We start from the raw sequence: 18,906 nt of genomic DNA on the forward strand, positions 1-18,906 counted from the left end.
GTTAGTCACCAAGCAGGCCCGCGAAGGGGTTCTTGTTGTCATCTTCGGAAGGCGTGCCGCGTTGGGCGCGTGATGGAACACCGCCAATGCCGAGCGCTTCGGCGAGCTTCCGTAGCTCAACGACGTAGGTCGCCTTCGGGTATTCGCCTTTGAGGAAGTCGCGCCGCGCGAGAGATTCTAGAGCGCAGTAACGAGCGAAAAGAGAGCTATCTGCGTCGATAGTTCCTGCTTGAACGACACGGTTGAATTCTTCTCGCCAGACCTGTTGCGCCTCAGGTGACAGGTAGGCTGGTAGCTTCGGCGGTGAGTTGTCCGTAATAAGGAATTTCGGATTGTCGCGGCTGGGGCGAAAGGTGCCGGTAGCTTTCTTGACTTCTGCCGACTTCTTCTTTGGACCGCGTTGCATCTAATATTTAGTAGACACCGTCCAGCGCCTACCATTGACGCCATCAACAAAGCTGTTGATGATGAGGGATGGCTAGCCTCACAGACCCCGCCCGCGAACTTGCAGACTTCTGCGATGATTTAATTTCGGCTTCTTCTTCGAAGCGGGGGGATAGTGTTATCGCTCGTGTGTTGGGAGTGGATGCATGGTCGCGAGACTTTTACCAGATCATTTTTTGCGTGATGGATCGAGCCGACTTTATAATCGAGATACTTCATACTTGCGACATGGACGATGATGTTCGGGCGGCAGCGATATCTCACGTAAAAGGTATCAAGTCGGTCTTCGACCAAGAGGCATTGACTGGGACGTGGAACAATTCAGGTAACGGACTGACACGGGTTCAGGCGAACTTGCAGCCACTGAAAATGCTTTCGCCTACGATACGGCAGAAAGTGCAGTATCCGAAGTTGAACGAGCAAGAGCTGTCCGACCTCATTGGCGAGATCGATACTTTGCTCGAATGGCTAGGTGAGCATCAGCTTGTTCAGGGTGACTTCATTCGGCAAGCGACCATTGACGGACTGAGGCAATTCAGATTTCGATTGGAACGTGTGAGGTGGCTTGGCTGGGGCTACACCATCGAAAGTCTGCGCGAGCTTCTTTCGGCCTATATGGCGCTTGAACGAGGCGCGTCTTCCGATGATCCGCAAGCCGAGGCGACTTTGAAGAAACTCGGCGCTTTCGTGAAATTCGTTTTTGCTAAGGCCGGATTGGCAAAGGACATGTCGGACACGGCTGAGTTCGTGCTTACTGCATATCGGACGGTCTCCACCTTCGCCACGCCCGTTCTTGCTGGCTACCTGACCTTTCAACCGCAATAGTGCTTCGGCTCCCGAGGCTTTAATCTGCACGGGTCAGAATTTAGTTGGGGGGTTGTCGTAGCAGGCCGCTATCCGCAGAAAAAAGTACGCCCCTTGGTTGCCGCTTCGGTTCCTGCGTCTGGACCAAGCCTCTTCAACACCATAAACGTTGGGTATGGCTGACAGAGACGTTGGACTAAAGAAGGACACCCTCGACGTTATCTCGGCGTGGATAAACAAGATCACTAACTATCCGGGTTTTAGAGAGTGGAAGGCGAAGGCCATCGCTTTGACCCTTGATGATATCCGGCTTCCACCGGATGCTAGTCATCCCGAGATGTTTATGTTCTCGCCTGCCGTCGAACGGCAGCACGAAGCCGTGATGTCATTCCTCGCTCTTCAAACGACGTGGATCGCCATGTCAGAATGCGAGCATTATCTGCGCAACCATCCCGGTGAACCTATCAGCAAGGAGGCTCACCTTCGTTATTCCATCGAAATGTTTTTCAATCGCTTTTATGAGTTCAGCGAGCGAATGAAGCGCTGCTTGAATGCAGTCAATGCCACTCTGATTAATAAATTGGATGCGGGAACGGCGATCAAAGCGTTTGCTAAGCAGTTCAAGCAGGAATTGGCTGCTAGAAACTCAGTGCATCACAACAACCATTTTAGCGACCTAATGCTTGATCGCGTATCGATGACCGGACTTATGTCCAACCATCCTAAGCATGGCGATGGGTGGGCCTCTGAACAACGCAGAGCTTACCGAACAACGCAAGCGGATTGGGTTAAAAGAATGCGCCGACGCACTGCCCATGTTAAGGTTTTCCTCACGGCAGTCGAAGAGGCGATTATACGCGAATGCAAATGGCTTGAGGAGGAGCTTGAGCTTCCACCGGAGAGCGACATTAATATTCAGGTCGAGACGATACACTAAACTACACCTGTATTCCGCTTTATTGAGTGGCTTCTGATAGATACGATTGCAAGTGTGCAGCGTTTTCTAGAAGGAGCCCTTATGTCACGTAGGGTTAAAGCAGTCAGCCTGCTTGGGGTTCAGTTAGTTGCGTCGATCATTGTTATTACCGTGCTTCAACATTTGGGCATATGGTATGTGGAGAACCGAACGCTTGAACTGGTGTTCGCCGCTGGTGCAGTGCCGATGCAGTCTCCAACAGTTATGGCTATCATCGTCACTGGGTGGGTTTCGACCATTGCTGCATTGGTGTTCAATGTGGTGTGGGCGTTGCGCGTGATGTTCAAAGGCTGATTAATAGCCTCTCATCCTGAGTCTTGTCTCTTCAGCGGTCTTAGCCTGATGGCAAGGCAGGCATAAGCTCTGGGTGTTATCCCATTCGTCCTTGCCGCCTTCTGCTCGCGGCCTGATGTGATCGACCTGCACTGCTGGCGTCACGTGTCCTGCGGACAAGCAATGCCTGCATAGAGGCTCTTCCTCGATGCGCCGGTCACGTAGCTTTCGCCATTTGCTGTCATAGCTGTAGTCGGTCATCTGCAATGGCTTTGCAGAGCCGCTGTTGTAGGAAAATGATTGAGGCTTATTCGGCATCCGTATTGCCATCGGCTTCCTGCTCATCAGCAAGTGCATTGTTAAACGCGCTGAGTGCATCGACCACTGCCCCGATTGGTGACAATTCATTGGCACGGAACGCGCCGCGTTGGGTGGCCACGTCGATGATGTTGATGATGGATGCCACCAGTTGTGGGTTAATAATATCGTTGGAACTCACTGTTCTCTCCTAGCTTGTGTTCTGCTCTCCTATTTAGCTCCGCCGTTCTTCTATCTTTCGGCCTGTCAACGCCATTGATTGGATGATTGTGATTTCAGGTGAACACATACGATTGGGGTAGGCACTGCTGCTTACGCAATCGGAGTAATGCACATGACGAAGTTCAACCCCTCGATGATCGTCCCTGTTAGCAAGTCGGTCGAGTTCTCGGGCGAAGAGCAGGGTCGCACTGCAAAGCACATTCTGCTCGAAGGCATCGACAATCAGATTGCGCTCTACAAGGAGCCGACGAAGAATGGTCGACGCTGGTTCACTATCGGCAAGGAAGAAGTGTCCCTCACGCTGCGCGTTAACAACAAAGCGCTGCCGTTACTCGGCACTGAAACCAAAGTGGCTGTGCCGCTTGCTCACTTTGAGGATGCAATGCTGCACTTCAAAGGCCAGATCGAAGCTGGTGAGATGGATGTTGCCCTTGCTGCTGCCGACGAGGGCATTGCAACGCGCCGGTCGAAAATGCGCGAGACGCGGGCAGCTAAGGCTACTGCTACGGCGTAACCCACTACAATAATGTTACCCAAGGGGCGCGCTATGTGGCGCCCCTTTTTTGTTGTGCTGAGATTCTGTGCAGGGCATTGGTGCGCATCCCCCCATGGAGGTTGCTATGTCCCTCAAAGATGTTCTCGCACTGATTGACGATAAGCTGGAAGAAGTCTTCCACCGGAAGCCGCACGACCCCTCAAAAGCCCGCAAGCCTGTCCTCAAGCGCATTGCTGCTGCAAAGACGCAGTTTGAGAATGGCTCGTCCAGAGCGCCTAACCGCTGGTGGTCTGCTTCCAATGACGTTGTGGCCTTCAAGCCAGTCATTGATGGGAAGCCTCTGCTCATCAACGGCAAACCTGTCAGCCATGTGCCCGCTGAGCGCTTTCCTAGCTTCCTCGATAAGCTGACTGCTGCTGTTGAAGCTGGCGAGCTGGACAAAGAGATTGAGGCGCTGAACGCTGGCACTAATTCTGGCAAAGCGGCGAAGAAGCCTGCCGGTGAAAAATTCCCGGCTGATCAGCGCACCGATTGGGACAAGCTGGATCGCGGAGCAAAGCAGTCCATTGGTCGGCTGTGGGGCGTGGGTAAGAACCCTGATGGCACGCCGCGCGCTGTGGTCGGTGACAAGCCCAACGCGCCGTATCAGGGTGCTACCAAAAAGAAGTGATGCGAAGAGAAGCCCCGGCAGGTATATCCACCGGGGCTTCCCGCATTTGCACTTCTAGGTTTGACCGATGGCTCACCGGTCAATCGTATTTAGCGGCATTGTGAAATCTGTCGCCATGGCCACAAAACAGGTGACTGCTACACCAGACGATGTCTTTTGAACCTGCTACCGCAATAGGAGGTAGCAATGCCGGAAGTCACAACGCTCGAACAAACCGACGCCCTGAACGACCTCAAAGCTGCGCTCGACCGCTACAATTTTCTTTGCTTGGGCATCACCGACGAGGGGGATTTGGTCGAGGCGCGTGAAGAGCAGATCGATGCAGTGGTTGCTTCCGCGCAAGTATTCTTAGTTCAGCTCTAAGCTACCCTAGGAAGCCCTCTCAGGGCCATGAGCGCTCCTCTGCAACTCGGAGCGCTCTCCTGCTCTGACGTTCCCTGCGGGGCTTACTCAAAATGCTCGTCGCCAAGCATCGCTCCATCGCTGTCGAAGGCATAAAACTGGTCATCATGCGGCCATACAATGAATGTGCCATTGGCTCGTATTTCGATTTTGTCGATCAAGCGCTTGAGGGCTGTGTTCACCTGCATACGAGCCTCAAACTGGATTTCGTCGTCCGCGCTTATCAACTGCTCCTTCAATTGCTCCACCGCGTCCAGATCGTCCCGGCGGCCCGGTTTGGACGCCTCCATGCCTCGCTGGCTGATTAATGTAGCTAGATGGGCATTGAGGTGATCGATCTCAGCTTCAAGAGCGACCGCTTTCGAGGCAAGGGCCTTTGCTGACACGCCTTCCGCAATCGCATCTATCACGTTGTCGAGTTGGGTCTGCAAAAGTTCCAACTGGCGGGATGCGTCCGCGATCTGGATGTCGAAATTTTGCAGGGCTGGTTTCGCGCGCTTGTTGGCTGCGATGATTGGAAGCATTCCGTGGAGAATCGTTTGCTCCACCACTTGATAGCGTAGGATCGTCCTATTGGTGCAAGCGGTGGCCTTGTAGCGCGCGTCGTTGCAGCGCAGGTAAGAATGGGTGCGGGGAGGGCGGGTCTTGCTGGTCAAGGTCCTCTTTTGCAGGACCGCGCCGTATCCACACTCTCCACACTTCACTATCCCGAGTAGCAAGTTGGCGGATCGCTTACGCTCGTCGCCCCCAATCGTTGTCCTGTCCTTTCGCACAAGTTGTGCACGGTGGAAGGTGTCTGAGTCGATCACTTGAGGGTAATAGTCCGTAGCTAGGGTCTCGCCCTTCAAAGTGGCGTATTCCCCCATGACCGTCCGGCTCGTGAGCAGCTTGTGCAGATACCGGGGTGTCCAGTGCTTAGCATCCTTGTAGCGCTTCTCAGCCGACCAGCTTTTCTCGCCCATCGAGTTCAGCCGTTCGATGATTGTCAGGCTACCAATGCCGTTCACATACCAATCGAATATTTGGCGGACCAAAGCTGCACGGTGGTGATTGGGGACGTAAACCTCTTCCTTGATGTCGAGCCATGCGGGGCACTGCCGCGAGTAGGCGCGCTTATCCCCATTGGCGATTGCGGTGTGAATGCGTGACCAGCCCGCGTTGCTACGCTTAGACTTTTTCGAGCTTTCTTCGTGAGCAACCGACGCTTTTATGATGACCGAAAAAAGGTCCATCATGTCGGTATCGTCACCAGCCTTGTAGACGTGGCCATCGTGATAGGTCGCCACGTCTACACCAGCGTCGTTTAACGCCCAGATGAGCTTAGCTGCTGCTTTCGCGCCTTGTCGGGAGAGGCGGTCTACATTCTCGCAGACTAGCACCGCACCATTCTGAAAGTGCCCTTCTCGCGCCTTTTGCTCAAAACCAAACAGGGCTGAACCTTCCTCGCGGTTTGCGCCCTTGAAAGCGCTTTTCGCTTCGTCGGTCAGTTCGTCAACGACCGCCCAGCCGCGTTCTTCTGCGAACTCCCGTCCATAACCAAGCTGCCGCTCAATGCTGTGACCGTCGCGCTGCCCTTGGGAGCTAAAGCGTGCGTAGAGATAGGCGGGCTTGGTAGCTGTTGCGCTCGGGAATTCGTGGGACTGTTTGACCATGCGACGCGTCCTAGCTGCTCATGCGTTGCGATCCTGTTTACAACCAACACGACAAGCGAGGATGTCGTGCATCCTGATGCGCTGCGGGTGATCGGCTATCTCGCGCCGCGCTTCGCGCTCGTCCAGCTCCCGGTCCTGCCGCTCAAATCGGCGCGCTCGCAATGGGTTGCGGGCCATTATCTCGATGAGTTCGCGGTTGCGCATGGCGCCTCGCTGACGGTGCGGGAAGCGCTGGGCGCAGCCATGCCATCGGCCGGCGTCGGCTGCGGGTTCAGCCGCGATGCGCTCGCCGCCGTGGCGGTGGAGCGGGGCGGGCGCCCATTCGATGAGGCCAGCCTCACCGAGGATTATGAACTGGGCCTGCGCATTGGCGATGCCGGCGGGCGCGGCATCTTGGTGCGGATGCGCGACGCCAGGGGCGAGTTGATCGCCACGCGCGAATATTTCCCGGATAGCTGGGGCGCCGCCGTTCGGCAAAAGGCGCGTTGGACGGTCGGGATCGCCTTGGCCGGGTGGGATCGGCTCGGCTGGTCTGGCCCCTGGCGCGAGCGCTGGATGCGTCTGCGCGATCGACGCGCGGCGCTGGCAGCGATCGTCCTGGTCGCGGCTTATGCCGGGCTGGGGCTGGCCCTGTTCATCCACATCACGCGCAGCCTGATGGGCTTGCCGCCGATGATCTGGCCCGAGCCCTTGCCCTGGTTGATGCGCGCGACAGCAGTGCTGCTCGCCTGGCGACTTATCATCCGCATGCTGTTCGTCTGGCGAGCCTATGGCTGGGGGCAAGCGCTCCTTTCCGTGCCCCGCACGATCACCGGCAATATCGTCGCCATTCTCGCCGCTGGGCGCGCCATTTCGATCTACGTGCGGCATCTGCGCGGACGCGCGCTGGTGTGGGACAAGACGCGCCATCGCTTCCCTGACGCGGCCACGGGAGCCTCGGCATGAGCGCCGGTGGCGGGCGGCCGCTGCGGTTCCTGGGCGCGGTCCTGGGCTGCTGGGTCTGCGTGCGCGGCGTGATGCTGGGCTGGCCGGTGATGGCGGGAGGCGAGCGCGCGACGGACGTTGCGGCCTTGCCTGCGGCGCAAGTGCCAAGTGGCGGGCGCCGGGCTGACGATAGCGACGGGCAGCGCAGCGCCGGATTGTCCGGCGATACTCCCGGGTTCACAGGCCCACCGGCAGGCAGGGCGGCGCGGCCTCACCATACCGTTCCTTCATACCGGACACCCGTCGCGCTTTGGGCGCAGGCCCCTCAAACGGACATGCCACAGCCAAGGTCGGACGCTCCGCGCAATGCGCCGGCTTCGGCAGCGACGCTTTCGCAAGGGACCGTGCTCGGCGAGCCGTCGATCAGCACGCTGCGGGAAGCGCGCAAGAGCGGGCGCCTGTCCGGCCAGGCATGGCTGTTCTGGCGCCCCGATGCCGGCGGGTCGCGCGCCTTTGCGCCGCTGCTCGGCGGATCGCAAATGGGCGTCCGGCTCGATTATCGCGTCAGCAGCAGCGAGATGGGCGTGTTCAGCCTCTATGGACGGGCCAGCCGCGCGATCGAACGGCCGTTCGCGGAGGAGGGAGCATTCGGCCTCGCCTGGCGCCCGGCCGGGCTGCCCGCCGCCTTGCCAGTCTCGCTAATGGTGGAGCGACGCCAGCGTCTGGGGACAGGCGGTCGCAACGGATTTGCCTTGCTGGCGGCCGGCGGCCTCAACACCACCGAGATTCTGCCGCGCGTCGAGGCGGACGGCTATGCACAGGCCGGATTTGTCGGCTTGCCCGGCAGCGATGGCTTCGCGGACGGCAAGGCCGCCCTCTCTTACCGGCTGTTTCCGCCCGGACGGGGGCTCGCGCTGGCGGTCGGCGGCGCGCTCTCCGGCAGCGTCCAGCCCGGTGCACGGCGTCTGGACATCGGGCCGCAACTCCGTGCCCGGCTGCCATGGGCCCGGCCGGGGCTGAGCCTCTCGGCGGAATGGCGCTTCCGCATCGCCGGCAATGCACGCCCAGCAAGCGGCCCTGCAATCACCCTCGCGACGGATTTTTGAGCATCGGGCGGCAAGCCCCTTTTTGATCCGGCGCTTTGCGACTACCGAGGGCGACATGGACATCTATCTGCCGATCGCCAACCTGTCGGTGAACGCCTTGGTCATCATCGGCCTGGGCGGCCTTGTCGGCCTGCTCTCGGGCATGTTCGGCGTGGGCGGCGGATTTCTCACCACGCCCTTGCTGATCTTCTACGGCATCCCGCCGACCGTTTCCGCCGCATCCTCGGCCACGCAGGTGATGGGCGCGAGCGTCTCCAGCGTGTTCAGCCATCTCGGCCGCAAGACGGTCGATCTCAAGATGAGCGCCGTGCTCGTCGTCGGCGGCGCTATCGGCGCGGCGCTGGGCGCGGTGATCTATCGCGTGCTGGAGCGGATGGGCCAGATCGATACGACCATTGCCGTGCTCTACGTGCTGATGCTCGGCTCGATCGGCATGCTGATGGCGCGGGAATCGATCCATGCGCTGGTGATGGCGCGGCGCGGGCAGCGGCAAGCTGCGCGCAAGCGGCGGCACCACCCGCTGGTGGCCGCGCTGCCGCTGCGCTGGCGCTTCTATGCCTCTGGCCTCTACATCTCGCCGCTGGCGCCGCTGTTGCTTGGCATCTTCTCCGGCATCATGACCATGTTGATGGGCGTGGGCGGCGGCTTCATCCTCGTGCCCGCGATGCTCTACATTCTCGGCATGTCGACGCAGATCGTCATCGGCACCTCGCTGTTCCAGATCCTGTTCGTGACGATGTTCACGACGATGGTCCACGCCACCACCACCCACGCCGTCGACCTCGTCCTCGCCTTCCTGCTGCTCATCGGCAGCGTGACCGGCGCGCAGATCGGCAGCCGCATCTCGATGCGGGCCCGGCCGGAATATCTGCGCGTCGCGCTGGCCTTCATCGCTTTGGTCATCGCCATCCGAATGGCGCTGGGCCTTGGCTGGCGGCCGGACGAGATTTACTCGGTGGTCGTCCAGTGATCGCCCGCATCGCCCCGTGGCTGGCAGCGGTGGCGCTGTTGGGCGCCGCCCCGGCGAGCGCGCAGCGGGCCGCGCCGCAACTGGTGCCTGATGTCTCGCAACGCACGGTCGAGATCCAGTTCAGCTTCACGGGCGCGGAACTGCTGCTGTTCGGCGCGATCCTCTATCCCGGCGGGCGCGTGCCGGAGGAGCCGGTCGACATCATCGTCGTGCTCAAGGGCCCGAGCCAGGCGATCACCGTGCGCGAGAAGCGCAAGCTCGCCGGCATGTGGGTCAATGCCGACAGCATCGCCTTCCGCTCGGCGCCGAGCTTCTATGCCGTGGCGTCCTCGCGCCCCATCGACCAGATCGTCGATGAACGTACGGCCGCGATCTACGAGCTGGGGCTGAGCAAGCTGCAGCTCTCGCCCGCGTCCTTCAGTGATACCGAGGAGATCGGCCGGTTCGCCAGCGGCCTCAATGATCTGCGCGCGCGCAGCGGGCTGTATCTGGAGGCGCCCAAGGCGGTCGAGATCACCGATGGCGTGCTCTACCGCGCGCGCCTGCCGCTCTCCGCACGGGTGGTCACCGGCACCTACACCGCCGAGACCTTTCTTGTGCAGAACGGCCGCGTGCTCGCCGCCGCAGTGCGCGAGATCGAGGTGCACAAGACCGGCTTTGAGCGCGACATCGGCGTCTTCGCGCAGGAGCATGGCGTGGCTTATGGCCTTGTCGCCGTTTTCTCGGCGCTCGCCATGGGCATGTTCGCCGGCTTCGTCGCGGGTCGCGTGAAGATGCGCTGAGCCCAAGCCGCGCCCACGGCGCAGGCATTTGTTTACGCATATTCGATACGCCCTGCATCCTGGCCACAGGTGGGAGCGACACGGTGAACTATTTTTCTGGCAGGGATCTGGATGGCCAACCGGTGCCGGTCGATGCCGTGGCGCAGCCCGGCGTACGGCCGCATTTCTCCGATATCGAGATCGGCGTCATCTCCGCGATATCCGGCGGCTCGGCCAAGATCCTGCTCGACATTGCCGCCATGGAGCAGCTGGCGGGGGAGAGCGACCCCAGCATCGCCATGGGCGGGCAGGTCGGCAGCCAGCTCAAGATGCGGGTCGGCGCCTGCTGGATCGTCGCGACGGTGCGCACCCTGGCGCTCGATTCCCGCTCCGCGACGCACATCCTCGCCGATATCGACTTTGTCGGGGAGGGCGATCAGGAGCAGCTGACCGGACGCATCTTCCGTTTCCGCCGTGGCGTCACCCGCTTCCCGGTGCCCGGCACGCCCATCTATCCCGTGTCCAGCCCGGATATGCTGGAGATCTATTCCGCCCACGATCAGGCGCGGATCGAGATCGGCACGGTCTACCCCACCGCCAACACCCGCGCCTCGCTGCTGGTCGATGCACTGCTCGGCAAGCATTTCGCGCTGCTCGGCTCCACCGGCACCGGCAAGTCCACCTCCGCCGCGCTCATCCTGCACCGCATCTGCGACATGGCGCCGCAGGGCCATATCGTGATGATCGATCCGCATGGCGAATATGGCGCCGCCTTCGCCGGCAATGGCGCGGTCTACGATACCAGCAATCTCGAACTGCCCTACTGGCTGATGAACTTCGAGGAACATTGCGAAGTGCTCGTCACCTCAAAGGGGCCGGAGCGCGCGCAGGATTGTGACATTCTCGCCAAGTGCCTGCTCGCCGCGCGCGGCCGCAGCCGGCTGGCGGAGGGCATCGGGCGGCTGACGGTCGATTCGCCCGTGCCCTATCTGCTCTCCGATCTCGCGGCGATCCTCGCCAATGAGATGGGCAAGCTGGACAAGAGCACCAATTCGCTGCCCTATCTGCGCCTGCGCACCCGGCTGGACGAGATCAAGGCGGACCCACGCTTCAGCTTCATGTTCTCAGGCATGCTGGTGGCGGATTCCATGCAGAATTTTCTCGCCAAGGTGTTCCGTCTGCCGGCGATGGGCAAGCCGATCTCCATCGTCGATACCTCGGCCATGCCGTCCGAGATCACCCATGTCGTCGTCTCGGTGCTGGCGCGGCTGATCTTCGATTTCGCCATCTGGGCGCGGGACGAGGAACAGAAGCCGATCCTGCTCGTCTGCGAGGAAGCGCATCGCTACATCCCCTCCAGCAACATCGAGGCCGGGCAGAGCGTCCGCAAGATCCTCGAACGGATCGCCAAGGAAGGGCGCAAATATGGCGTGTCGTTGGGGCTGATCACGCAGCGCCCGTCCGATCTTGCCGAGGGCGTGCTCTCGCAATGCGGCACGCTGATCGCCATGCGCCTCAACAACGAGCGCGATCAGCATTTCGTGAAGGCAGCGATGCCGGAGGGCTCGCGCGGCTTCCTCGATTCGATCCCGGCCCTGCGCAACCGCGAGTGCATCGTCTGCGGCGAGGGCGTCACCGTGCCGATCCGCGTCGCCTTCGATGATCTCGAAGCCGTCCGCCGTCCCGCTTCGGCGGACCCGGTCTTCTCCGACCTGTGGCGCCAGACCGGCGGCGAGGAAGAAATCCTTGAGCGCACCATCAACCGCTGGCGTAATCAGGGCCGTTGAGAGGGCGCGCAACTCCCAGTTAAACCAGTGCTCCTGCGAAGGCAGGAGCCCAGCGCGTCAACGCCCTTCGGCAGATCAATTGGGCAAAACCCCGTTCATCCTGAGTAGCCGCTGAGCCAGTCGAAGCGGCGTATCGAAGGACGCCACCGCTGCGCTGCTTCGATACGGCTCTTCGCTACCCGCCTGCGGCGTTACTCAGAGCCTACTCAGCACGAAGGGAGGAGGGATAGGAGGACGACGCCCCATCTAGCTCCCCAACCCGTCCTCAATCGCGTGCATATCCTCGTCGGAAAAGCCGAAATGGTGGCCCACCTCATGGACGATGACATGGGCGATCAGCGCATCCAGCGCGACGCCGCTGTCCACCCATTCTTCCAGCAACGGGCGGCGGTAGAGGCGGATGATCGGCGGCAGATCGCCGGATGACCAGATGCTCTGCTCGGTCAGGGCATGGCCCTGATAAAGCCCGGTCAGCTCCCAAGGGTCTTCGATGCCCAGCTCATCGAGCACCTCCTGCTCGGCGAACTCCTCGATCTGGATCGCAATGCCATCGAGATGCTGCCGAAACAGCGCCGGCATTGCCGCAATGGCCTGACGCGCCAGGCGCTCCAGCACGGCGGCGTCCGGCGCATGGCGCAGGGGTTCAGTCACGCGCGAGCGGGTCCAGCGCCGAGCGCCCACGACGGACGGCCGCCGGGCGCGCGCTGCTGCCCGGCCCCATGGCCTGCAGCGCCGCGATCCGCTTCTCGGTCTTGGGGTGGGTCGAGAACAGCTCCGAGACGCTGGTCGGCACGATGTAGAGCTGCGCGGCCGCAGGGTTCTGCGCCACCGCCTGTGTCGGGCGGCGCTGCGCCGCGCCGGCGATCTTGGCGAGGGCAGAGGCCAGCGCATGGGGGTTGCCGCTGATCTCCGCACCGGCCTTGTCCGCGCCATATTCGCGGGTGCGGCTGATCGCCATCTGCACGATCATCGCCGCAAAGGGCGCGACCAGCACGGCGAGGATCGCTGCCAACGGGTTGCCGCCATTGCCATTGCCGCCCCGGAAAAACAGCGCGAAATTGGCGATCATCGAAATGGCGCCGGCAATGGTCGCGACCATGGTCATCACCAGCGTGTCGCGATTGCGCACATGGCCCAGTTCATGCGCCATCACCGCCGCGACTTCATCCCGGTCCAGCATGTGCAGCAGGCCGGTGGTGGCAGCAACGGCGGCATTCTGCGGGTTGCGGCCCGTCGCGAAGGCATTGGGGCTGGGATCCTCCACAATGTAGACGCGCGGCATCGGCAGGCCGGCATTGCGGGCGAGATCGCGCACCATACCGTAGAAATCCGGCGCGGAAGCCATGTCGACCTCACGCGCGTTGTGCATGCGCAGGACGATCTTGTCGGCATTCCAGTATGTAAACAGGTTCATGCCTGCCGCGACCAGCAGCGCGATCATCGCGCCGCCTGTGCCGCCGAACATATAACCCAGAGCCATGAACAGCGCGGTGAGCGCTGCCAGCAGCATGGCCGTCTTCATCATATTCAACGTCTTCAACTCCCTGAGGAAAAACCCGGAAAAGACCTTGCCAATATGTAGGTGGACCGGTGTTTGCCCGCAATGGGAGCCGAGGTGGATTTGGCGCTCAGCCGTGCTGGAGATCGCAGTCGATCGGCAGCGCCGCGCCGGAGATGGAGCGCCCGGCCGGTGTCGTGAGGAACAGCGCCAGATCGGCGACATGCTCGGGCGGCACGATGCGCTTGAGCGATTGCGATGCAAGGCCGAGCGCGGTTTCCTCCGCCACGCTGCGCCCACTCACGGTCGCGCGACCCGCGATCACCCGGTCGAACCGCTCGCCGCCGACTGCGCCGGGCAGGATTGCGTTGGCGGTCACGTCGAACGGCCCGAGTTCCATCGCCAGTGTCTTGGTGAAGCCAATGAGGCCCCATTTGCTCGTCGCATAGGCAATGCGGTTGGGATAGCCATAGCGCCCGGCGGCGGACGACAGGGTGATGATCGTCCCTCCGCTGGCCTTGAGCAATGGAATCGCCCGCTGGGTGACCTCGAACGTGCCGGTGAGGTTGATGTCCATCACCGCGCGCCAGTCAGCGCTGGGCAGCTCTTCCGCTGGTGCGGTCGGTCCGCCGATGCCGACATTGTTCACCAGCACGTCCAGCCCGCCCAGATGCGCGGAGACACCTTCAAACAGGCTGTCGATCTCGGCGACCTGCGACACATCGCACCGCGCGCCCACCATGCCGGGGTGCGCGGCAAGGGCCTTGTCGATGGCGTCCCGGTCCACATCGCCGATCAGCACGCGATGCCCCTCGGCATGGAAGCGCCGGGCGATGGCGAGGCCGATGCCGCCTGCGCCGCCGGTGACCAGAACGCGCATCATATCCTTGCCCTCACCCTGCGCTGTGAACCGGCGCGCTGCCCGGCATCCCCAGGCTCGCCTCCCGCCAGCGCGCCCAGCGATAATAGGACCAGCCGAGCAGCAAGGAGACGGCTGCGGAGGCGTTGAAGCTCCACCATAGCCCATCCGCGCCCAGATAGGGATAGCTGGCAAAGTAGAAGCCGATCCGCACCAGAAACAGCGAGAAGGTGAGGATGAACAGCGGCGCCAGCACCACGCCATTGGCGCGCATCGTGCCGAACATGACCGTGGTCACGCTGAACAGCAGGAAGCTCCAGTTGACGATGTTCATCATGTGGCGGCCGATCTCGATGGCGTCGCCGCCGCCTTCCAGGAACAGGGCGAGGATGGGCCGCGTGAACAGCATGACGAGCATGATGAGGCTGCCGGTCATCGCCAGATTGACGCCGACGGCAACCAGCGTGGTGCGCTCCACCCGGTCCCACTTGCCCGCGCCGATATTCTGGGCGGCAATGGCGGAAACCGCGCCGCCGACCGCCATGGCCGGCATCTGGATGTAGTTCCACAACTGCTGGGCGGCGGCGAAGGCGGCCACGGTGGTCGTGCCCTCGCGGTTGACGAAGCCGATGACGACCAGCGTGGAGAGCGAGAAGATCACCATCTGCAGCCCCATCGGCACGCCGCGCCCGGCGACGATCCGCAGCAGCGCCCAATCGGGCTTGAGATAGCCCCACTCAGCCCCGCGCAGCCGCAACGGCAGGTCGCGCCAGTAGATATAGGCGACCATTGCCGACAGGCCGGCATAATTGGCGACGGCGGTGGCGAAGGCCGAGCCGGCGATCCCCATTTCCGGCGCCGGGCCAAGGCCGAGGATGAACACCGGGTTGAGCAGGATATCCAGCAAGACGGTGAGGATCATGAACCACAGCGGCGTCATGGAATCGCCGCTGCCGCGCAGGCCCATCATCAGCATCACGAACATCATCGCGCCGGGCAGGCCGAGGAAAACGAAGTGGAGATAGGCGCGGGCGAGCCGGAAGACCTCCGGCGGCGTGGAGAGCAAGGCGAGGATGCGGTCCGACCACAGGAAACCGCCGATGGCGATGACGAATGCCATGCCGAGGCAGAAGCCGATCGCCGAGCCGAAAGCGTGGCGCGCGGCCCGCAGATCGCCGCGCCCGAAGGCCTGCCCGACGACCACATTGGCCGCCATGCCGAAGCCGAAGATCAGCGAGAACATCAGGAACATGATGATGTTCGCATTGGCAGTGGCGGCGAGCGCCGCTTCGCCCAGGAAATGCGCAACCCAGATCGAGTTGATCGAGCCGTTGAGCGTGTGGAGGATGTTGGAAGCGAGCGTCGGCAGGGTGAAGAGCACCAGCGTGCCGAAAATCGGCCCGCTCGTCAGATCCCGCCCGCCACGGATATGGCGGGGGCCGGGCACGAGGCCACTATCCTCGACCAGCGCCTCCGCATCGGGGTCTGCGGCTGGGCGCCGCTCCCCCGAATCGTCCCATGATGGAGTCTCGCTCATCGCTTCGTGCCCACGTCCTTATCCAAGACGCGTCAGAGCAGCCTCCAGACGCTGGAATTCCGCGACTTTCTCGGCATGGTCGGCACGCGCCTTATCGACCGCTTCGGGCTTGGCCTTCTCGACAAATGCCGGGTTGGCGAGGCGCCCCTCGAGCGACTTGGCCTCCTTCTGCGCGGCATGAAGGGACTTTGTCAACCGAGCGCGTTCGGCCTCGATGTCGATGACACCCTCGAGCGGGAGGACGACGGTCGCTTCGTCCACGACCACCTGTGCCGCGCCCCCCTGAGGTGGCTCATCAAAGTAGCTGTTTTCGATGCGCGCTAGTCGCCTGAGGGCGCTGTAAAAGGTGTTTACACGGCGGACAGTAACGACGTCGGCATCTCGGATGAAAGCTGTCAGTTTAGCACCCGGTGGAACGCCCAATTCCGCACGGGTCGCGCGAATGGCACTTACGGTGCGTATCAGCCAGTCAATATCTTCGCTGGCATTGGGATCAAGTTTTGCGGAAGGGGCGGGCCATTGCGCCACGATCAGGTCATAGGGCCGTGCGCCCTGCGCGTGCCATAGCTCCTCGGTGATGAACGGCATGAAGGGGTGAAGCATCACCAAAATCTGATCGATCACCCAGCCTGCGACCGATCGAATTTCTTTCGCTTGGTCGGGGTAGATGTCAGCATTTTCGATCAAATCTGGCTTGATCAGCTCCAGATACCAATCGCAGAACTGATCCCACACGAAATGGTAGATGGCATTGGCGGCGGCATCGAAACGCAGGTCGGCCAGCGCCTTGTCCAGCTCGGCCACAGTGCTGACGACTTCGCCGATGATCCACTTGTTCACCGCCAGCGTGGCGGCGGGCGCGGCAACGCTTTCGCTCGCGCCGATGCCGTTCGACTGGGCGAAGCGCACCGCGTTCCACAGCTTGGTGGCGAAGTTGCGATAGCCCTCGACGCGCTTCTCATCCATCTTCACGTCGCGGCCCTGGCTCTCCATGGCGGCCATGAAGAAGCGCAGCGCATCGGCGCCATATTGGTCGATGAGGCCGAGCGGATCGACGACATTGCCCTTGGACTTGGACATTTTCTGCCCATCCGCCGCGCGCACCAGACCATGGAGGTACAGCCGCTTCCACGGCACGTCCTTCATGAAACGAATGCCCTGCATCGCCATGCGCGCATCCCAGAAGAACAGGATGTCGAAGCCGGAGATGAGGAGGTCGTTGGGGTAATGGCGCTCTACCAGTGACCGCGCACTGCCCGCACCAAACCCACCGTTCGTGTCGAGCGAAGTCGAGACACCGCCAGCGCTGTCCTTCGGGTTCTCGACTTCGCTCGAACCGAACGGAGAAGGGGATGCGTCTTCCGGCCAGCCCAGCGTCGCGAAGGGCCACAGGGCGGAGGAGAACCATGTGTCGAGAACGTCTGGGTCTCGATGCAGACTAACGAAATCTCCAGAAACTCGGTCTTCTTCGCTCAAGTCGGTCGGGAAATCGTTCCGTTGCTCATATTCAACAATGTAAACTGATATGTGGCTTCCATAGTAAGCTTTAGCTTGCTGTCTGATGACTTCATCATCCGAACCCACAAAGTGATGCAGCTCGAATGGATTGGCTCTGCCGTTCTCCATCTTAGGCCCGAAGCACGCCGGAATCCGGTGCCCCCACCACAACTGCCGGCTCACACACCAGGGCTGAATGTTCTCCATCCAGTTAAAGTAGGTCTTCTCCCAGCTCTTCGGCACGATCTCGATCGCGCCCGAGCGCACCGCCTCGATGGCGGGCTTGGCCAGCGTCGCGGCGTCGACATACCATTGGTCGGTCAGCCAGGGCTCGATGACCACGCCGGAGCGGTCGCCATAGGGCGTCTGGATCGTGCGGGGTTCGGCGTCGTGTTCGGTCTCGTTGCCTTCTTTGTCGCGGGTGACGTGGGGGATGAGGAGCCCCAGCGCCTTCAGCTGCTCCACCACCAGCTTGCGCGCCTCGAAGCGCTCCAGCCCGATGAAGTCGGCGGGAACGAGACCATCAGCGGTCTGGACGACATTCGCATGCGCATCGAGCATGTTGAGCATCTGCGCGGGCGCGATGCCGGCGCGCTTGCCGACCTCGAAGTCATTGAAATCATGGCCCGGCGTGATCTTCACCGCGCCCGAGCCCAGCTCAGGGTCGGCATGCTCATCAGCGACGATGGGGACGCGACGCCCGGTGATCGGCAGGATGACATGCTTGCCGATGACGGACTGGTAGCGCGCGTCCAGCGGGTTCACCGCCACGGCCATATCCGCCAGCATCGTCTCGGGGCGGGTGGTCGCCACCTCGATGTAGTCCTGGCCCTCAACGCCCGGCCCATCGAGGCGCACGCCATCGGCAAGCGGATATTTGAAGTGCCAGAATCCGCCCTTCACCTCTCGCGTCTCCACCTCAAGGTCGCTGATCGCGGTCTTGAGGCCCGGGTCCCAGTTCACCAGCCTTTTGTCGCGATAGAGCAAGCCCTGATTGTAGAGATCGACGAACACCTTCACCACGGCGCGGGTGAAATGCGGGTCCATGGTGAACTGCTCGCGGCTCCAGTCCATCGAGCAGCCCAGGCGCCGAAGCTGGCCGGTGATCGTCCCGCCGCTCTCATGCTTCCATTCCCACACCTTCTCGACGAAGCCCTCGCGAGTATAATCGGTGCGTTTCTCGCCCTTCGCGTTCATCTGCCGCTCGACGACCATCTGCGTGGCGATGCCGGCATGGTCGGTGCCGACCACCCACAGCGCATCCTTGCCGCGCAGCCGCTCGTAGCGGATCACGATGTCCTGCAGCGTGTTGTCGAGCGCGTGGCCGATGTGCAGGCTGCCGGTGACGTTCGGCGGCGGATTGACGATGGTGAAGGGCTGCGCATCCGGGCGGGCCGGGCGGAACTGGCCGGTCTGCTCCCAATGCGGATACCATTTCGCCTCGATTGCGGCGGGATCGAAGGTCTTTGCAAGCTCGGTGATGGGCGTGTTCGTCATGGCTGGGGCCTTAATCAGTCTTGCCGCGCCGCGCCAGTGGGTGCGCGGGGGGAGAGGAAGGCGGCGTTGCGCCACCTCGCGTACATTGTTCTCCCGCGAAAGCGGGAGTCCAGGGCGGGGAAGGGCGGTGCCATGCGCCCTGGGCTCCTGCCTTCGCAGGAGCACTGGTCGTTCCATCCGAAAGGGAATGCAGTCGTCCGGTGACGCTCAGAT

At 61.8% G+C, this 18,906-nt stretch carries 20 protein-coding genes; 11 read left to right on the forward strand and 9 right to left on the reverse strand.

Going from position 1 to position 18,906, the window contains the following annotated elements; translation table 11 throughout:
* Nucleotide 1 precedes the first annotated feature (1 nt).
* A complete protein-coding gene (locus M2341_RS05075; RefSeq protein ID WP_264584462.1) occupies nt 2–406 on the reverse strand; it encodes a hypothetical protein in 405 nt (134 codons plus the stop codon).
* 68 nt (nt 407–474) lie between these two features.
* Between M2341_RS05075 and M2341_RS05080 the strand changes: the two genes are divergently transcribed.
* From M2341_RS05080 to M2341_RS05090, 3 genes are all read left to right on the forward strand, one after another.
* Nucleotides 475–1,269 (forward strand): hypothetical protein, encoded by a 795-nt coding sequence (locus tag M2341_RS05080; RefSeq protein WP_264584463.1) that lies wholly within the window; start codon nt 475–477, stop codon nt 1,267–1,269.
* A 154-nt stretch (nt 1,270–1,423) separates the two neighbouring features.
* Complete coding sequence (locus M2341_RS05085; RefSeq protein WP_264584464.1) at nt 1,424–2,185, forward strand: hypothetical protein; 762 nt, start codon at nt 1,424–1,426, stop codon at nt 2,183–2,185.
* A gap of 81 nt (nt 2,186–2,266) precedes the next feature.
* A complete protein-coding gene (locus M2341_RS05090) occupies nt 2,267–2,518 on the forward strand; it encodes a hypothetical protein (RefSeq protein WP_264584465.1) in 252 nt (83 codons plus the stop codon).
* Here the strand turns inward: M2341_RS05090 and M2341_RS16470 are convergent, their stop codons facing one another.
* Together M2341_RS16470 and M2341_RS05095 are read right to left on the reverse strand one after the other, a co-directional pair.
* The gene (locus M2341_RS16470) at nt 2,519–2,875 is read right to left on the reverse strand and encodes an HNH endonuclease (protein WP_413715242.1); all 357 of its coding nucleotides are present in this window, start codon (nt 2,873–2,875) and stop codon (nt 2,519–2,521) included.
* The gene (locus M2341_RS05095) at nt 2,805–2,996 is read right to left on the reverse strand and encodes a hypothetical protein (RefSeq protein WP_264584466.1); all 192 of its coding nucleotides are present in this window, start codon (nt 2,994–2,996) and stop codon (nt 2,805–2,807) included. Before M2341_RS05095 ends, M2341_RS16470 begins: the two co-directional genes overlap by 71 nt.
* 153 nt (nt 2,997–3,149) lie before the next feature.
* On the opposite strand from M2341_RS05095, the gene M2341_RS05100 reads away from it, so the two are divergent.
* The 3 genes from M2341_RS05100 (at nt 3,150) to M2341_RS05110 (ending at nt 4,566) form a co-directional block, all read left to right on the forward strand.
* Nucleotides 3,150–3,551, forward strand: a complete 402-nt coding sequence (locus M2341_RS05100; protein WP_264584467.1) for a hypothetical protein — start codon at nt 3,150–3,152, stop codon at nt 3,549–3,551.
* Between the two features lie 106 nt (nt 3,552–3,657).
* The gene (locus tag M2341_RS05105) at nt 3,658–4,203 is read left to right on the forward strand and encodes a hypothetical protein (RefSeq protein WP_264584468.1); all 546 of its coding nucleotides are present in this window, start codon (nt 3,658–3,660) and stop codon (nt 4,201–4,203) included.
* Nucleotides 4,204–4,389: 186 nt separating this feature from the next.
* Complete coding sequence (locus M2341_RS05110) at nt 4,390–4,566, forward strand: hypothetical protein (protein WP_264584469.1); 177 nt, start codon at nt 4,390–4,392, stop codon at nt 4,564–4,566.
* A gap of 83 nt (nt 4,567–4,649) precedes the next feature.
* Here the strand turns inward: M2341_RS05110 and M2341_RS05115 are convergent, their stop codons facing one another.
* Entirely contained in the window at nt 4,650–6,257 is a 1,608-nt protein-coding gene (locus tag M2341_RS05115; protein WP_264584470.1) for a recombinase family protein, read from the reverse strand.
* Nucleotides 6,258–6,323: 66 nt separating this feature from the next.
* On the opposite strand from M2341_RS05115, the gene M2341_RS05120 reads away from it, so the two are divergent.
* From M2341_RS05120 to M2341_RS05140, 5 genes are all read left to right on the forward strand, one after another.
* Nucleotides 6,324–7,202 (forward strand): glycosyltransferase family 2 protein, encoded by an 879-nt coding sequence (locus tag M2341_RS05120; RefSeq protein ID WP_264584471.1) that lies wholly within the window; start codon nt 6,324–6,326, stop codon nt 7,200–7,202.
* On the forward strand, nt 7,199–8,287 hold the full coding sequence (locus M2341_RS05125; protein ID WP_264584472.1) for a hypothetical protein: 1,089 nt from the start codon (nt 7,199–7,201) through the stop codon (nt 8,285–8,287). The genes M2341_RS05120 and M2341_RS05125 overlap by 4 nt, the downstream gene beginning before the upstream one ends.
* Before the next feature lie 55 nt (nt 8,288–8,342).
* Nucleotides 8,343–9,257, forward strand: a complete 915-nt coding sequence (locus tag M2341_RS05130; RefSeq protein WP_181558917.1) for a sulfite exporter TauE/SafE family protein — start codon at nt 8,343–8,345, stop codon at nt 9,255–9,257.
* Entirely contained in the window at nt 9,254–10,039 is a 786-nt protein-coding gene (locus tag M2341_RS05135; RefSeq protein ID WP_413714798.1) for a TIGR02186 family protein, read from the forward strand. The genes M2341_RS05130 and M2341_RS05135 overlap by 4 nt, the downstream gene beginning before the upstream one ends.
* A 239-nt stretch (nt 10,040–10,278) precedes the next feature.
* The gene (locus M2341_RS05140) at nt 10,279–11,805 is read left to right on the forward strand and encodes an ATP-binding protein (protein ID WP_264585989.1); all 1,527 of its coding nucleotides are present in this window, start codon (nt 10,279–10,281) and stop codon (nt 11,803–11,805) included.
* Between the two features lie 246 nt (nt 11,806–12,051).
* On the opposite strand, the gene M2341_RS05145 is transcribed toward M2341_RS05140, so the two are convergent.
* The 5 genes from M2341_RS05145 to M2341_RS05165 all read right to left on the reverse strand — a co-directional run bounded on the left by M2341_RS05145 (nt 12,052) and on the right by M2341_RS05165 (nt 18,693).
* Nucleotides 12,052–12,456: a metallopeptidase family protein gene (locus M2341_RS05145; RefSeq protein ID WP_413715245.1), complete on the reverse strand. Its 405-nt coding sequence runs from the start codon at nt 12,454–12,456 to the stop codon at nt 12,052–12,054.
* Nucleotides 12,449–13,336, reverse strand: a complete 888-nt coding sequence (gene htpX, locus M2341_RS05150; protein ID WP_264584473.1) for a zinc metalloprotease HtpX — start codon at nt 13,334–13,336, stop codon at nt 12,449–12,451. The genes M2341_RS05145 and htpX overlap by 8 nt, the downstream gene beginning before the upstream one ends.
* Nucleotides 13,337–13,433: 97 nt before the next feature.
* Nucleotides 13,434–14,186, reverse strand: a complete 753-nt coding sequence (locus tag M2341_RS05155; RefSeq protein WP_264584474.1) for an SDR family oxidoreductase — start codon at nt 14,184–14,186, stop codon at nt 13,434–13,436.
* A gap of 10 nt (nt 14,187–14,196) precedes the next feature.
* Nucleotides 14,197–15,699 carry an MATE family efflux transporter gene (locus M2341_RS05160; RefSeq protein ID WP_264584475.1) on the reverse strand — a complete coding sequence of 501 codons (1,503 nt, stop codon included), beginning with the start codon at nt 15,697–15,699 and terminating at the stop codon, nt 14,197–14,199.
* Nucleotides 15,700–15,717: 18 nt separating this feature from the next.
* Nucleotides 15,718–18,693: a valine--tRNA ligase gene (locus tag M2341_RS05165; RefSeq protein ID WP_264584476.1), complete on the reverse strand. Its 2,976-nt coding sequence runs from the start codon at nt 18,691–18,693 to the stop codon at nt 15,718–15,720.
* Between the last annotated feature and the right edge of the window lie 213 nt (nt 18,694–18,906).

The sequence above is a fragment of the Sphingobium sp. B7D2B genome, assembly GCF_025961895.1.
GTDB lineage: Bacteria > Pseudomonadota > Alphaproteobacteria > Sphingomonadales > Sphingomonadaceae > Sphingobium.

Bases quoted from the DNA above. Each gene is read 5' to 3' on its own strand.
- M2341_RS05085 (WP_264584464.1), top strand. From the start codon at position 1,424: ATGGCTGACAGAGACGTTGGACTAAAGAAGGACACCCTCGACGTTATC.
- M2341_RS05100 (WP_264584467.1), top strand. From the start codon at position 3,150: ATGACGAAGTTCAACCCCTCGATGATCGTCCCTGTTAGCAAGTCGGTC.
- M2341_RS05110 (WP_264584469.1), top strand. From the start codon at position 4,390: ATGCCGGAAGTCACAACGCTCGAACAAACCGACGCCCTGAACGACCTC.
- M2341_RS05155 (WP_264584474.1), bottom strand. From the start codon at position 14,186: ATGATGCGCGTTCTGGTCACCGGCGGCGCAGGCGGCATCGGCCTCGCC.
- M2341_RS05140 (WP_264585989.1), top strand. From the start codon at position 10,279: ATGGAGCAGCTGGCGGGGGAGAGCGACCCCAGCATCGCCATGGGCGGG.
- M2341_RS05165 (WP_264584476.1), bottom strand. From the start codon at position 18,693: ATGACGAACACGCCCATCACCGAGCTTGCAAAGACCTTCGATCCCGCC.
- M2341_RS05130 (WP_181558917.1), top strand. From the start codon at position 8,343: ATGGACATCTATCTGCCGATCGCCAACCTGTCGGTGAACGCCTTGGTC.
- M2341_RS05115 (WP_264584470.1), bottom strand. From the start codon at position 6,257: ATGGTCAAACAGTCCCACGAATTCCCGAGCGCAACAGCTACCAAGCCC.
- M2341_RS05105 (WP_264584468.1), top strand. From the start codon at position 3,658: ATGTCCCTCAAAGATGTTCTCGCACTGATTGACGATAAGCTGGAAGAA.
- M2341_RS05125 (WP_264584472.1), top strand. From the start codon at position 7,199: ATGAGCGCCGGTGGCGGGCGGCCGCTGCGGTTCCTGGGCGCGGTCCTG.
- M2341_RS16470 (WP_413715242.1), bottom strand. From the start codon at position 2,875: ATGCACTCAGCGCGTTTAACAATGCACTTGCTGATGAGCAGGAAGCCG.
- M2341_RS05090 (WP_264584465.1), top strand. From the start codon at position 2,267: ATGTCACGTAGGGTTAAAGCAGTCAGCCTGCTTGGGGTTCAGTTAGTT.
- M2341_RS05160 (WP_264584475.1), bottom strand. From the start codon at position 15,699: ATGAGCGAGACTCCATCATGGGACGATTCGGGGGAGCGGCGCCCAGCC.
- M2341_RS05080 (WP_264584463.1), top strand. From the start codon at position 475: ATGGCTAGCCTCACAGACCCCGCCCGCGAACTTGCAGACTTCTGCGAT.
- M2341_RS05075 (WP_264584462.1), bottom strand. From the start codon at position 406: ATGCAACGCGGTCCAAAGAAGAAGTCGGCAGAAGTCAAGAAAGCTACC.